The sequence below is a fragment of the Micromonospora sp. CPCC 206061 genome (assembly GCF_036906915.1).
In the GTDB taxonomy this organism is placed as follows: domain Bacteria; phylum Actinomycetota; class Actinomycetes; order Mycobacteriales; family Micromonosporaceae; genus Phytohabitans.
Genome location: NZ_JBAKHX010000079.1, coordinates 1 through 14,451, shown reverse-complemented (window position 1 = coordinate 14,451; position 14,451 = coordinate 1). Strand labels below are relative to the sequence as shown.

Below are 14,451 nucleotides of genomic sequence, written 5' to 3'. Positions count from 1 at the left end.
AGGGAACCTTTGCCAAAGCTGCGTCAACCGGCATCGACAGCGCGACCGGGACACCGCCATCACCACGGCGATCGTGGCCACCGTCCGTGTCACCTTCGCCCCAAAGCTCTCCGACGAGGCGCTCACCGCGATCATCCGGGACGCAGCGCCGCGCCCGCTGGACCGGCGACTGCTCGCCGCACACATCGAAGCGATGCCAGCGGAGCTGCGGCAGCCGCCGCTGCCGCTGGCCAGGCTCATCCTCGCACTCGCCGGCGTCGAGGTCGCCGGTCCGCCCCGGCTGGTCTGCACGGGCTGCGGCGCCCACGCCGGGCCGGACGGCCACGCCTCCACGACCGGTGTGCATTGTGGACCATGCGCTCGCACCTGTCCCGGTTGCACACGACCCTACCGGCGTGCCGGTGAGCAGATATGCAGCCGATGCCGCCGCGACGTTCATCGTCAGCGTGGAGACTGCGCCGGCTGCCAGCGCACCGACCGCATCCTCGATGCCCGCGGCCGATGCCACCACTGCCGAGCCGACCGGCAGTGCGCCGACTGCCACAACCCTGCCGCGCCAGTACGGCATGTCGACGGCCTCGGCGTCTGCGACCGGTGCGCGCTGCGCCGCACCCTCGACCGGCTCCTACCCGAACAGACCGCCGAACCACTACGACGGCTCCGCCAGGCGATCCTGGCTGCCGACCCAGTCGCCACCCGAGCCTGGCTGATGCGGCCCCGCACCACGTCGATCCTTGCCGACCTGCACCACGGTCGGCTCGAGTTCAGCCACGCCGCGCTGGACGCGCTACCCGTCGGACGGGACCTGGAGCATTTGCGCGCCCTGCTGGTCGCCGCCGGGGCACTGCCCACCGACCCGCACCGACTCCTCGACCGGCTCGCCGTGGAACTGACCGACACCATCGGCGGCTGTGGCGAGCCCGACCGGCGTGTTCTGCACACCTGGATACGGTGGCGGCTGCTGGCCCGGCTCCGCCGCACCGCCGATACTGGCGCCGACCTGACCGCGCCGATCTACCACGCCCGCGCCACCGTCGGACAGGTCACCGATTTCGTCACCCACCTGCACCGCGCGAGCCGCACTCTGGCGACCTGCCAGCAAGCCGACCTGGACGAGTTCTTCACCGCCACGCCGTCCACCAGCAGCCACATCCGCTCGTTTCTCACCTGGGCACAGCGCCGCCGGCATCTACCTGGCACGCTGCAGCTACCACCCAGCCGGCGGGGAGCTCTGGCCGCCCCCGCCGATGCCGAGCAGCGGTGGAGCATCGCCAGACAGTTGGTGCACGACGACAGCCTCGACATCGCTGACCGCGTCGCCGCCGCCCTCGTCGTCCTCTACGCCCAGCCAATCAGCCGGATCGTCATGCTCACCACCACCGACATACACACCACCGGCGGCACGGTCACCGTCGCGTTCGGCGCGGACCGGCTCGAACTGCCCGAGCCGTTCGCCTCCCTGATCACCAAGCTGCCACACCGCCGTCGCGTCGGTACCTCCGCGCACCTGCCCAACCAGTGGCTGTTCCCCAGCGCCCGCGCGGGCAAGCACGCCACTCCCAGAGCCATCTCCACCCGGCTACGCCGGATCGGCATCCAGGCCCGCGCCATGCGACAAGCCGCACTGATCCAACTCGCCGCCGAGATCCCACCAGCAATGCTCGCCGGAATCCTCGGCATCCACCCCACCACAGCAGTCAAATGGACCAGACTCGCCGGAGGCAACTGGACCAGCTACGCAGCCGCCCGCACATCCTCCAAATAGGACGCGCCGCTTAAGGGTTTCAACCTCCGCAATCGTTGGCGGATGTCCCGGAGATACCGCGTGGCGGTCACGGCGGTATTTGAGGTAGGAATGTTCAGTGAACCCAATGGACCACGTGAAGCAGCATGCCCAGGCCCTACACGTCGCCGACGAAGCGGCGTGGCTCGCCGTCGGGACCCCGTGCGGGATCAGCGCCTTTGAGGCGAAGGCGTACTACACCATCGGCCTCGTTCGCGAGATGGTTGCGACGGCCGGTCTCGCCCGGTCCAAGTCGCTTCATCTCGGCGCCATCTTCCAGATCCTTGACGCCATCGAGCTTCTCGGCCGTGCGGTCGGTGGGTTCCGCCACGCGAACGGCCAAGCGGGTCCTCGCCTACGGGCCGGCCTGAACTATGTGCTCGACCTCAACAGTCAAGAATCGGCACCGCTAACCGTTCTGACTGTCCCCGAGTACGCCGATCTTCGCAACTTCACAGGCCACGGCGCGGCCAGCGCCGGAGGACCACTCCGCTTCGACCCGTGGACAGGCCTCGCGCTGCTCCACCTAACCACTCGCGCACTCGACGCCATGTGGGCCGACCCGGCGAAAATGGCGGCATTCGCGAACTGCCAGATCGACCCCCTGTCCACGCCGACGTCGCCAGGCCAAACCGAGGCGATCTACGTCCGCCACATTCAGGCCCACCTGCAAGCGGACAAGATGCCCAGCGCAGAAATCCTCTTCGACGAGTGGCGCGCTGAGAACATGTCCATCGTCCTGACCACATCCTCGCCCGCCGTCACGGGCTACTGAACTCCTACCCGCGGCCCAATTCAGCCGCCCAGAACCGAATGCCCATCGCTATCCAGTTGTCAAACAACCAGCGCTTCAGCGCGCAGCAGTACGTCAAAGCAGCCCTATTCAGGGGATTGGAATATCGCCGCAGTACCGGTTGGGTTCTCCTTTGCTGAAAAGACGGCGCTGGGGCCGAGCGGTGTGCTCGGCCCCAGCGCGCGAGGGGGCTACTGCTGGTCGCTGTTGTCAGCGGGCTTGTTGGCGGTGACGGTGAACGGCTCCTGCCGGACCACACGGATCTGGTCGTTCATGGCCAGGGTGCGGCAGTTGTTGAGCACCGCCCCAGTGCTAATCGTGCGGCTGTACTGGGCGCCCAGCGCCTCGGCGATGGCGCCGGGGGTCAGATCGTGGCCGGGGCGGGCGTTGATAAACTCGGCCACCCAGCCGCGCAGCACGCCGCGGCCCAGCGGCTCGTTGCCGTCCGAGTTGACCGTGCCGGAGGCGCTGCTGCGGCCGGTGGTCGCGGCCACGCCGGGCGTCCGTGCCGGTGCACGCTTGGGCAGGTTGATGATGCGCTCGGTGCCGTCCGGGGCGATCACGTGAATAGTGCCGTCGGGCCGGGCGAGCGACTGCAGCGTCGCGGCGTTGCCGACCGCGTCCGAGGTTCCACGGATGGTCTGCTGGCACCACAGGCAGCGGGGCGGTTCCGGGTTCGGGTCGACCTCGCTGGCCTTGCCGGGGCCGGGCTGCCACCGCTCCGGCGTGCCGGCCTCGGCGTCGGCCAGGATGCGGCGGGCGGCGTCGGCCTGCTCCATCGCCTGTAGCAGGCGGGCCACGACACCGACGTTGAACCCGCACGCTTCGGCGATCTCGTCGATCGTCGCACCGTCCGGGTAGTCGCCGAGCACGCCGGCCACCGCCAGGACCTTGCGGTCGGCGGGCGGCTTCGGCCGGGCGGGAACCTGCTCGGTCGGCGTGTCCGAGTCGTCGGCCGGCGCGTCGGAGTCGCCGTGGTCGTCGGCCGGGTCCGCCGGGGCGTCCTGGGTGTCGGTGGCGTTCGTGAGCGGGGCGCTGGACGCGTCCGGCTGGCCGGTGCCACTGGTGTCGACCGGGTCGACCGGCTCGCGCTGTGCGGCATCGGTGCCGGTGCCTGGCTGGGTGTCGAGTGCCTCGTCCGGGCTGGTTGGCTCGGCGGCGGAAGCGGTGATGCTCCAGCGGGCGGGGTTGCCGTCGCCGGGGTCGGTCTCGACGATCAGGCCGGCGTCAGTCAACTCCCGGATGGCTTTGTCGGTGGTCGACTTGGCCTTGCCGGTCTTCTCGCGGATCTCGGCCACGGTGCCCTGCCCGATCTCGGCGAGGGCGTCGAGCACCTGCTGGGCGCCCGTTGACAGGTTGTCCATGCGTTGGACTCCCCTTCTGGAAGGTGTGTGGGATTTGCGGACGGCCGGGCACGGGTGTGCTCGACCGGTGGTGCGGCGGGCCGCGCGCAGCCGTCATCGCGGCATCCGCCGGTGGCGGTGCCGTGGTGGCGGTGCGGCGAAAGGTGCGGCCCGATGGCTCGTGCGGTAGCGCCTCGATGCGGGCTGCTACAGAAGCCGGTGGCAGAAGCAGTCGCAGTGCTGCGGGTGCTCGGCACCGGCCTGGTGGCGCAGCCAGTACTGGTACGGGCAGCGGGCGTCTTTCACACGGTTGGCCAAGGTTTCCAGCTTGCCAGGGCGGCGTGCATGGCGTCGCAGTCGAAGCCGACCGGTGGCTGGCGCTGGTCCCATTGGCAGCGGTACCCGGGCACGATCTCCATCCATATCTGCCAGCTGCCGGGCAGGATGATGTTGAACTCGATGTGGGGCGGGCCGAGCCAGTACACCTCGGTCGCCGCGAGTGCGCCGCGGAGCCTGCGGGGGATGCTGATGTGCCGGGCGCGTACCGCGTCGGTGATGGTGCCTTGCCCAACTTCGTGGAGCCAGATCGCGAAGGCGTCCTTCGCGATCCAGGCCGACAGTTGCCAGTCGCTGCCGCATAGGTGGCGGAAGTACGGGTTGCCGGGCCATTGGTTGCCTTGGTGCAGGTGGGTAACGGCCGAGCAGTCGTCCTGGTGTCCGAAGCGCTGGCCGCAGGTCGGACACGGTGGCCGGATCATCGTCTTCTACTCGGTGAGGGCTGCCAGTTCGGCTTCGGTGAGCTGTTCGGGACGGCGGCTTCGCCAATTCGCGGAATGGCGTAAGGCCCACCAGCGCATCAGCGTGCGGCAGGCGGTGCCGAGCTCGTCCTGTGGCGGCAGGGTGTAGCTGAGGCCGCCACCGTGGTGCCGGTGCTCCGGGTCCCGGTAGGCGGTGGGCTGCCAGCCGGTGTCGTGCTCGGCGACCTGGCCGATGATCGTTGCGGCGTAAGGAATGCCGAACGCGGCGGCGGCCTCAGCGTCCGGGGAAACCAGCCAAACGCCGTCGTCGAGGCGGCGCAGCGTCGCGACGCCGAAGGTCGTGTCGCCGGGGCGCAGCAGCAGGTGCAGCTCGTCGGTGCCGCGGTCGGGCTGGCGGTGTGCGCGCCACGCCTCGTAGGCGTCCAGGAGCAGCTGTTCCAGCAATACCCGCCGTCCGATTTGGTCGAGGACGTCAGTGGCGGACCGGTCCAGGGCGCTGGGTGGGACGGCGGTGTGCCGCGCCGTCGCCTCCCGCACGGTGCTGGCCTGCTGGCCGAGCGCACCAAGGAGCCGGTCCAGTAGCTCGGCGTTGTCGTTGAACCGGACGGTGATCGTGTGCAGGAGCTGGGCGAGAATGCCGCTCGGTCCCGGGGTGGCGGTGTCGTGTCGCCACGGGTGCTCGGGCCACACGTCACCGGTCCAGGCTGCGATGCGCCGCAGCGCGGGATCGGTGAGGAACACGAAGGTATCTCCTTCCTGATAAGGGTTTCGGGTATGCCGAAGGCCGGTCGCAGCGGGCTGCTGAGACCGGTCCTTCAGGCGGCGTATGGGTTTGTTAGGCGATGGCGACCGCGCACAGCCGGGCGTCGGAGCGCAGGCCGCGCAGGTACACGCACGCACCGTTCAGGAACCGGAACCTATCGGCGAGGGAATCGCTGGCGGGCTCCACCAGGCGACCGTCGGTGGTGATCAGCGCGTCGCCGATGAGGGCGATGCGCCAGTGCAGTCCCACGTAGGTGGCCTCTCCTGCTTGGTAGGCGGCGAGCTCGTAGGGGTCGAAGGTGTGCGCGCCGGCGTAGGCGAGCATCGCCAGGACGCGGGGCTGCTGCTCGAAGCGACGGCGGGCCTCGTTGAGGCTGACCTTGGCCGGGTCGGCGTGGTGCTGGGCGAGGAAGTCCTCCCAGGTGCGGGCGTGCCGTGTGGTGGCGCCAATGTGGATGTTGTACGCGCGCCAGCGGGCGGTGGCCTCGTTGGCGGCGCGTTCCGCGGTGGCGGCCAGGTCGAGGCGACCCTTGCGGCCTCCGGCCGCGAGGGTATAGGCGCCGAACCGACGCACCGCGTCGAGCAGGAAGTACCCGAACCAGCGGGTGAGCCAGCCGATCAGGCGGCGGTGCCGGACGTGATAGCGGCGGGCGGGGGTGCCGTTGGCGTTGAGTCGGTCGTTGACCACTTCGGAGGCGGAGAACCAGTCGGCGTCGGCGCCGGGGGCGAAGCAGACGGTGACGACTCGGTCGGTCATCGGGGTGTTGGTGGGCATGGCAGGGTGCTCCCTTCGCGAAGGAGTGGGTGTTGGTGGGTAGTGCCACCGGATCGCGGCCGTCCAAGGCCGGAACAGTGCTGGCGGGTGGTGCGCGGGCGGTGGATCACGAAGCCGACCAGTGGTGGGCTGTGGGTGATCCCGCTGGCGCGGGCACGTCCAGGAGGACGGGGCGGCGGTGCGAACAAGGAGAAGACTGCCAAGCACCGTAGCTTCGTGACCTGACAGCGTGACCGCTGTCAGGATTACCGATCACGCCGTTGAGCTGCGGTGTCAGGTTGACAGCGCCGGCGGACAGGTTCTGTCAGCCCGCGGCGACTCCAACCAGAAGGTGGCACTGCGGCGTTCGCCCCGCCTCTGGATCTCCGACGCGGTACCAGCGTTAGGTGGCACCAGCTCCCAGGGATTCTTGGCACTGAAGGCGTCCGCGTGTCGGCCGGGCGTCATGTAGGAGGACGGCAAGTCCCGCATGAGTCCGGGGTCTGGCGTGCCTTATCGGTTGACTGCGACGTAATCCGCATTCCCGCGTGATCGGCGAGTCACCCGGCGTACCCGTACGGACGCTGTGCGAGATGGCGCAAGCCCACTACGGTACGGAACAATCCGGCCATGTGCCCCGGCCCGGCGAGCGCGATGGAGTGACCGTGACAGACGAGGTACGGCTGCGGGTGACCGGCGACACCGCCGTTCTGGAGGACCTGCAGGACTGGCTGCGCCGGGAGCCGGAGTTACGCGGCCGCGTACGCCACCCGCCCGCGCCGGTGTCCGCAGGCGAGATGGGCGGCCTCTCCGACACGCTGGTGGTCGCGCTCGGGTCCGGCGGGGCGATCAGCGTCCTGCTCGGCAGCGTGCAGGTCTGGCTGCAGCAACGCCGCCGCGATGTGTCGGTGGAAGTCTCCGACGGCGACGGCCGCCGCGTCGCCATCACCGCCCAGCGGCCGGCGGACGCCGTCGCGCTGCTGCGCGAACTGCGCGGCGGGACAGAGGCGCCGTAGCCGTGCGCCTGCCCGATCCCGACCGTTCCCGCGTGCTGCTACTCGGCGCGGCGCACTACACCGCCGGTCTGCCAGAGCTACCCGCGGTCGGCAACAACCTGCGCGCCCTGCGGCGGGAACTAACCGACCCGGAGGGCGGCGGCCTGCCCGACGACCGGTGCCGGATGGCGCTGGACCCCGTCAACGCCGGCGAGGTCGGCCGGCTGCTGCACGCCGCGGCCATTGAGGCGACCGACCTACTGTTGGTTTACTACGCCGGTCACGGGCTGGTCGGCGGGCGCCGGCACGAGCTGTACCTGAGCCTCGGTAGCACCGACCCAGCCCATCCCGAGTTCACGGCGGTGCCGTACCGCGCGGTCCGCGACGTGTTTCTGGACAGCCCGGCCACCAACCAGGTGATCATCCTGGACTGCTGCTTCTCGGGGCGTGCGCTCGACGGCGCGATGGCCGGCGACGGGGGCCTGATCGGCCAGATCGACGTCGCCGGGTCGTATGTGCTGACCTCCGCGCCCGCCAACAGCACCGCGCAGGCGCCGGTGGGCGCCCAGTACACCGCGTTCACCGGCGAATTGGTGCGGCTCCTACGCGAGGGGATCGCCAACGGCCCGCCGCTGCTGTCGCTCGGCGAGATCTACCGCCACGTGCGGGCCGCCCTCCACGCCCGGGGGTACGCCGCGCCGCAACAGCGCAGCACCGAGGTAGCCGACCGGTTGGCTATCGCCCGCAACCGGTACGGCCGTCCCGCGCCACCCCCGTCCGCCCCGCCAAAGTTCGACCTCTTCGGCAGTGGCACGACGCCGGACGGGTCCGGTGGCGGCACGAGCTTCTCAGACCTGTTCAGCAACATCTTCAGCGGCGGCCAGCCCGCCGCACGCGGACGCGACATGGAGTGCACCGCGAACCTGTTATTCCGCGACGCTACCCGCGGCGTTACGCTGCCGCTGACGGTGCGGACTCCCACGACCTGCTCGGCCTGCGAGGGCTCCGGCGTCAAGCCCGGCACCCCGCCGTGCGCCGACTGTCGCGGCACTGGCCTGATCAAGACCTCGACCCTGGACGAGCCCTGCCGGACGTGCGGCGGCGCCGGCATCGACGGTGAGGCATGCAGCGACTGCGCCGGCACCGGACAGGAAACGTTACAGCGCACCATCAATGTACGGTTTCCCGCCGGAATTGCTGACGGGCAGCGCATCCGGCTGGCCGGCAGGGGCGAACCAAGCTGGAGCGGCCATCCGCCCGGCGACCTCTACGTCCTAGTCCAGGTCAACGCCGACCCCGTGTTCCAGCGCAGCGGCGACGACCTCATGACGACGTTGCCGATCACGGCAGCGCAGGCCCGCAACGGCGCCGACATCAGCGCGCCGACGCTGGAGGGCAGCGTCACGCTCCGCGTCCCGCCGGGCACGCCCGACGGGCGGATGTTCCGCGTGCGCGGCAAGGGAGTCACCGTCCAGGGCCGCACCGGCGACCTGCTGGTGCGCCTGGCGGTCCGCTAGGACGCCCGCGTGGTGCGACGAATATCGAGCCCGGTCCGCGCGGGCGACTGCCCACTTGTGCTGCCAACTCGACGTGGGAAGTGTCAACTATGGCTGGCCGTCCATCGCGGTCGGGCCGAGGACGAGCACTCCGTTGCGGTAGTTGGGGTTGTCCAGACTGTTGGTGCCGTGGAAGGTGGGCAGCTGCTCCAGGCGTACCCGGTGGTGGCCGTCGCTGGGCAGCCAGACCGCCTGCGCCGGGTTGGCGTCGTGGGTGGCGGTGGCGGTGGGCACGTCGGCGTACTCGGTGCGCAGCAGCCGGTGCAGGTGCTCCTCGCGGATGGGGCTGGCCAGCCAGAACAGCACCGGATAGCGAGGCCCGCCAGTGGGGGCGATCTTGCGGTAGCTGACGAGCTTGGAGACGACGCGGGTCAACGGCTCGCTGCCGGTATCGGCCTCCAGCCAGAATCCCACCGTCCGCTCCCCGACCCTCCACAGGCCATGCCCGTCCGGGTTGAACACGACTTTCGTCTGGAACCGCTTGGTGGCCGCCTCCGACCACCAGCGCACGAGGTTGGCGTGCGGGTGCCGGCGGGCGTGCTCGGCGAGCCGGACGAAGAACTCGTTGACGGTGAGCAGGTGTGTCAGGGTCGGGTTGGCCGACAGGCGAGCGATGCGCTGGCTACTCGCTCGCGCGGTGGGCTCCGGCTCGCCGTGGGCGGCGGCCTGGAATCGTTGCCCCTCGTGGCCGAGGACCCAGTGGTATGGATCGGTGCCACCTCCGGGCCGGGCGAACCGGAACCTATCCAGCAGGCCAAGGCCGTGCAGCTCACCGAGGCGATGGCGGCAGGTGCGCGGAGCGTGGAAGAACAGCCTCGCGATGTGGTCGGTCGTCAGCACCTCGTGGTCGTCGAGTAGTCGCATGATCTGCCGGTCGCGGCCGGTGATGTGTGGGTAGATGGCCAGCAGGCCATGAGCGGGTCGCGTACGCGTCATACGGCATCACCCCCTGGTGCGGAGAGAGGAGTCCCTATTAGGGAGTCTGCATGAGTTGATCTTTCTTCTGGGTCCGCAGCGGGCCAGCATATGGCCTGGTCAGGCACCTGACAGGGGACGTGTGACCGGCTCCGCTGGGGGCTCCGATCGTCATCGCCCCCAACGGAGCCCCCCGTGCAGCCACCCAGGGCAGCCCCGGCGGTCTGCGTAACCGAGGTCAGTCGGTGCCGTTCATGCGACGCCGCATCGCCTTCCGGGCCACCTGTTGCATCGGCGGTTCCTCACCCGGCGGTGTTTGCGCGGCGGCGACCTCCTGGCGGATCGCGGTGGCCTCACCGACGATCGGCGCCGGCGGGTTGGTGGTGAAGGTGAACGCGGGCAGTTCCCGGTTACCGGCCAGCAGCCGGGCAGCGGCGGTGTAGATGTCCAGGTGCGCCAGGTCGTGCTCGTCGAGCTCCGGCTTGGTGTGCCGGGACAGCTCCCGGGCGTCGCTGGGGTCCACGTTGAAGACGATCTTCGACCGGGCGTTGGCCGATAGTGCCGCTGCCGTCTCGTTGGGCAATTGGGCCAGATCCTGATGCGCTAGGACCAGCCCGAGGCGGTAGCCGCGGGCCTCGGCGAGCATGTCGTCGACGCTGCCGGGCAGGGTGAGGAAGTTGTGCGCCTCATCCACGTATAGGCAGACGTCTTTTCGCTGGTCTTCGGGGATCGCGGTGCGTGCGATGGCGGCCTGCCACACCCGAGCGACGATCAGCGAGCCCAGGATGCGCGAGGTTTCCTCACCGAGCTGACCTTTGGGTAGCCGGCACAGCAGCGCTCCCCCGTCGAGGATGTCGCTCATCCGGAACGAGCTGGTCGGGTTGCCGATGACCGACTTGACGAAATCGCGCAGCAGGAACTGCCGCAGCCTGGCCAGGACGGGGGCGATGACCTGGCCCCGGAAGTTCTCGTTGATCGAGTCGTACCAGGTCCAGAACCCCGCCAGGCCGTCCGGATCGTCCAGGTCCACTGTGTAGCGGCCCCGGAACGTTCGGTCCGACAGCAGCGGCGGCACCAGGCTCAGAGTCGAGCCCGCGTGGCGCATCAGCGTCAGACAGGCCACCCGTAGGGTGTCGTCCATACGCGGACCCCACTGCCGCTGGAAGATCTTCGCGAAGATGCCGACGAGGTTGTCCACAGCTAGGTGCGGATCGTGGGTGTCTTCAAGGGGGTTGAAGTGGCCGGGATTGGGCTGGTCGGGATCGATGAGCACGATCCGCTTCGCATGCGACGCCGGGAGGCGGTCAAGGACGTCGGTGATCAGGTCACCGCGCGGGTCGATCACCACCGTGCCGCGACCGGCTTTGATGTCGCCGACGATCATGTTGAGCAGCAGCGTGCTCTTGCCGACGCCGGTCTTTCCGATGATGTGCATGTGCTGGCGGGCGTCGACCACATTCAAGCCGACGCTGTGATTGCCGATCTGTGACCGGCCCAGCACCTTCACCCCGCGCCCGCCAGAGGGGACCTGCACGGGCGCCGGCATCGCCTTGGCCCGGGCCCGGTCCAGACCCGGCACCGCCAAGTCCTGCGGCAGCGCGGCCAAGACGGCGAGTTCCGGGACCGTGGCCAGGAACCCGCGCCGCAGCCTTCGCCCGGCCAGGCTCGCGACGGGGGCGGGCATCTTTATGCGCCGCAACCTGTTCGGGCCGGTGTAGGCCGCGCTCGCTGCGGCGAGCGTGTGTCCCAGCCCGGCCAGCCGGGCGTGGATCTGGTTGGCCCGTTCCGAATCCGGCGGCCGGGACTCGGGGTCCATGGCGACCGCGTACCGCACCGCGATTTCGTAGTGCGGGACCGTGACGGCCTTGTCCACGACCGTGCGCGCGTCTGCCGTGGCCACCGCGTCCCGGACCTCCGGTCGGGAGGTGGGGTGGGCGGTGGCGCGCTGTCGGGTCGGTCCGGGGATGAACACCTCGACCAGCCACAGGATCGACTCGATCGCGGCCCGTGCCAGGCCGGAAACAGCTCGGGCGGCCACATCGGGCCGCCCGGAGGGGTTCGCGAGGGTTGCCGCCGATCTTCGCGCCAGGCGGACCCGGCGTGCGGTGGCGGGCCGGGCCAGGACTTGGACGCAGGCGTGTTCGCGGTGGCGCACGTCGGCGCCGGCGGCGAACAGGGCACGAAGCGGGTCGGCGTCGTGTTCGGTACGCAGCGGCAGCGTGTCGGCCTGGTGCGGCCAGTGCGCCCCGCCCACCTGATCGGCGACGTCGAACGGGATCGGACGGCCTGCGTCGGTGGTGGCCACGGTGGCGGCCGGCCACGCCGCCCGCACGGCCGCTTCGACCGCGCCGGGCGGCACGGTGCCGGGGACCCAGACGCGGATGTTCAACTGGCGGCCGGTCCAGGTGTACTCCCATGCCACGTGCGGGATGCCGAACACCCGGCGCCGCCACACCGAGGGGGTGAGCACCCCGACGATGGTGGTCCAGAACGCGGCCGCCGACTCCACGGTGACCTCGGGCGGGGCAGCGATGGTGACCCAGCGGGCACCGGCGGCGAACCGCCTGTGCCGCCACGCGAGGACCTGGTCGCAACCGACCACCGCCGCGACCACCGCGATAGCGGCGACGAACGCCAACCACGGTCGCGCAGTCAGCCACGTCCACGCCTCGGAACCAATCGTTGGGGTCGGCATCAGTCGGCCTCCCCGATCCCGGTCACGGCTAATTTGTGCTCGCTTCCCGAGGCCAGGCTTCGGAAGGGCACCCGGTTACGGCCCGCAACCAATAGACCCTCACCTCTGGCTGCCGACAGGAGCATCCGGGACTCGCCGCCGGTGAGGCTGAACGCCTCCGCCACCGCGTCGATGGACTGGGTGGACTGGCGCATCAGCACCTGCGTGGCCGCATTCGAGACCACGGCTAGGCCGAGGTCGGTGGACAGCACGTCAGCGGCGTCCTGCGTGATGACGCACAACCCGGCCGACCGCTTCCGGGCGGCCTTGGCCATCCGGAACAAGAACCGCGCGCCTTCGCCGTCGCGCATCAGCAGCCACGCCTCGTCGACCACAACCAACCGTCGGCCCTCCGGGCGGGATCCTCCGCGCTGGTTGCGCTGCGGGTGTCGGTCGATGCTGGTCCAGATGGAGTCGAGCGCGAGGAGGGTGCCGACGGTGCGCAGCTCGTCGGGCAGGTGCCGCAGCGACCACACCACCAGGTGCCCTTGCGGGCGGGTGGAGGTCGGGCCGTCGAACAGCGAGCTGAAGTTGCCGCTGCTCCACGGCGCCAGCCGGGCGGCCAGCTGCGCGGCCGCCGGGTCGGCGTCGGTGTACAACGTGGCGGCCAGGTCGCGCAGCAGTGGAGTCGGTCGGTTCCAGGTGTTCGGATCGCTGGTGATCCCCGCCTTGGCGTAGGTGGAGGTGATTGCCCGGTCGAGCGCGGCGCGCTCGGTCGGTGGCGGGGCCGCGCCGAGCATGACCGCGATGAGGGTGTGTAGGTACAGGCCGCGTCGGGTCAGGGTGTCGGCCCGCTGGTCGTCGGGCAAGTCAAGGGGGTTGATGCGTACGCCGGGCTGCCCGAGCTGCACGACGGTGCCGCCGACGTGCTCGGCCAGGACCGCGTACTCGTCCTCCGGGTCGATCACGGACACGTCCACGCCCTGATACAGGCTCCGCAGGACTTCGAGCTTGACGAAGTACGACTTTCCGGCGCCGGACCGGGCCAGGACGACGGAGTTGTGGTTGTCCTGTGCCCACCGGTTCCAGATCAGCACCCCGGGCGAGGTGGTGTTCACCCCATACAGCACGCCCTCAGGCGGCACGACCAGACCGGGAGCGGGGGCGGCGAGGTCGGTCGAGGCGAGCGGGAACGCTGCGGCGAGTGCGTTGGTGTCCAGGATGCGGCGCATCTTCAGCGGGTCCACGCCGACCGGCATGGTAGCCACCCAGCCCTGCTGATGGCGGAACGTCGCCGGGGACAGATCGAGCAGCACCGACGCGGCGGCCGACTTCACCCCGGCGGTGACGGCGGCCAGCTCGTCGAGGTCGCGGCCGTGGACGGTGACGTAGATGCCGGTGTCGAACAGCTTCGCCGCGCCGCGGGCAACGCGTTCAGCGAGGTCGGCGGCGTCGGCCGCGGCGGCGTCGGTGCTCGGGTCGCCGAGCCGGCCCTGATCGGCGTCCAGCCGCCTAGTCGATTCCAGGCGGGCGCGCTGCCTGCGCAGCATCGGTGCGGCCATCTGTGCCGCCACCGGGGTGATGTGCATGGCGACGTCGACACGGCCGGGGTAGGACAGCAGCGGGTCCAGCCACGCCGGGCCGACCTCGGCCGGGTAGCCGGTCACCGCGAACGTCGCGCTGTATCCGTCGCCCACCTTGACGTGCCAGGGGGTGACAGACAACGCGGCCGGCGAGGGCATCTGCTCCCCGGCCGCGACGGTCGTCTTCTTGTTTGTCTTCAGTTTCATCATGTCCTCCGCAGGGTGATCGGGGTGCCGGGCACGGCCCGAGGGCCGTGCGCCGGCGGGATAAAGGGATCTACAGCAGCCGCGAGCGCGGCAGTTACCGCTGGGCCGTCCAGGACGATGGCCTCGACGCCGAGGCCCGACAGCGCACGAGTAGCTGTGTCGGCTGCCAGCTCGCCGGACACGACCGCGAGGACCTGTCGGCGCAGCGGATCGCGGGAGGCGTCCAACTCAAGCAGGAAGGTCGCGTAGTCGTCGGCCGCCTGCTCTAGGAGACCGCTGAATAATGGCGGCGTGCCGGTCCACCGGTTTTGATCGGGTTTGGTCGATA

General features: G+C 70.1%; 11 protein-coding genes and 1 pseudogene. 4 read left to right on the top strand and 8 right to left on the bottom strand.

What is annotated here, in order from left to right:
- The first annotated feature begins 73 nt into the window (after positions 1-73).
- Both V6V89_RS33815 and V6V89_RS33810 read left to right on the top strand, forming a co-directional pair.
- Complete coding sequence (locus V6V89_RS33815; protein WP_334623624.1) at positions 74-1,765, top strand: hypothetical protein; 1,692 nt, start codon at positions 74-76, stop codon at positions 1,763-1,765.
- Between the two features lie 106 nt (positions 1,766-1,871).
- Positions 1,872-2,558, top strand: coding sequence for a hypothetical protein (locus V6V89_RS33810; RefSeq protein WP_334623623.1), 687 nt, complete (start codon positions 1,872-1,874; stop codon positions 2,556-2,558).
- A 209-nt stretch (positions 2,559-2,767) separates the two neighbouring features.
- On the opposite strand, the gene V6V89_RS33805 is transcribed toward V6V89_RS33810, so the two are convergent.
- From V6V89_RS33805 to V6V89_RS33790, 4 genes are all read right to left on the bottom strand, one after another.
- Positions 2,768-3,940, bottom strand: coding sequence for a helix-turn-helix domain-containing protein (locus V6V89_RS33805; protein WP_334623622.1), 1,173 nt, complete (start codon positions 3,938-3,940; stop codon positions 2,768-2,770).
- A gap of 281 nt (positions 3,941-4,221) precedes the next feature.
- Complete coding sequence (locus V6V89_RS33800) at positions 4,222-4,677, bottom strand: hypothetical protein (protein ID WP_334623621.1); 456 nt, start codon at positions 4,675-4,677, stop codon at positions 4,222-4,224.
- Between the two features lie 6 nt (positions 4,678-4,683).
- Positions 4,684-5,418 (bottom strand): hypothetical protein, encoded by a 735-nt coding sequence (locus tag V6V89_RS33795; RefSeq protein WP_334623620.1) that lies wholly within the window; start codon positions 5,416-5,418, stop codon positions 4,684-4,686.
- Positions 5,419-5,512: 94 nt separating this feature from the next.
- Positions 5,513-6,214: a hypothetical protein gene (locus V6V89_RS33790; RefSeq protein WP_334623619.1), complete on the bottom strand. Its 702-nt coding sequence runs from the start codon at positions 6,212-6,214 to the stop codon at positions 5,513-5,515.
- 644 nt (positions 6,215-6,858) lie between these two features.
- On the opposite strand from V6V89_RS33790, the gene V6V89_RS33785 reads away from it, so the two are divergent.
- Together V6V89_RS33785 and V6V89_RS33780 are read left to right on the top strand one after the other, a co-directional pair.
- Positions 6,859-7,209: an effector-associated constant component EACC1 gene (locus V6V89_RS33785; protein WP_334623618.1), complete on the top strand. Its 351-nt coding sequence runs from the start codon at positions 6,859-6,861 to the stop codon at positions 7,207-7,209.
- Positions 7,210-7,211: 2 nt separating this feature from the next.
- Positions 7,212-8,705: a caspase, EACC1-associated type gene (locus tag V6V89_RS33780; protein WP_334623617.1), complete on the top strand. Its 1,494-nt coding sequence runs from the start codon at positions 7,212-7,214 to the stop codon at positions 8,703-8,705.
- 87 nt (positions 8,706-8,792) lie between these two features.
- Here V6V89_RS33780 and V6V89_RS33775 read toward each other — a convergent pair whose 3' ends face one another.
- From V6V89_RS33775 to V6V89_RS33760, 4 genes and pseudogenes are all read right to left on the bottom strand, one after another.
- Positions 8,793-9,680, bottom strand: a complete 888-nt coding sequence (locus V6V89_RS33775; protein ID WP_334623616.1) for a replication-relaxation family protein — start codon at positions 9,678-9,680, stop codon at positions 8,793-8,795.
- Positions 9,681-9,897: 217 nt separating this feature from the next.
- Entirely contained in the window at positions 9,898-12,354 is a 2,457-nt protein-coding gene (locus V6V89_RS33770; RefSeq protein ID WP_334623615.1) for a helicase HerA domain-containing protein, read from the bottom strand.
- Positions 12,354-14,126: a VirB4 family type IV secretion system protein gene (locus V6V89_RS33765; RefSeq protein WP_334623613.1), complete on the bottom strand. Its 1,773-nt coding sequence runs from the start codon at positions 14,124-14,126 to the stop codon at positions 12,354-12,356. The genes V6V89_RS33770 and V6V89_RS33765 overlap by 1 nt, the downstream gene beginning before the upstream one ends.
- Positions 14,123-14,451 (bottom strand): annotated as a pseudogene (locus V6V89_RS33760) (hypothetical protein); the annotation flags it as partial. The pseudogene V6V89_RS33760 and the gene V6V89_RS33765, both read right to left, overlap by 4 nt.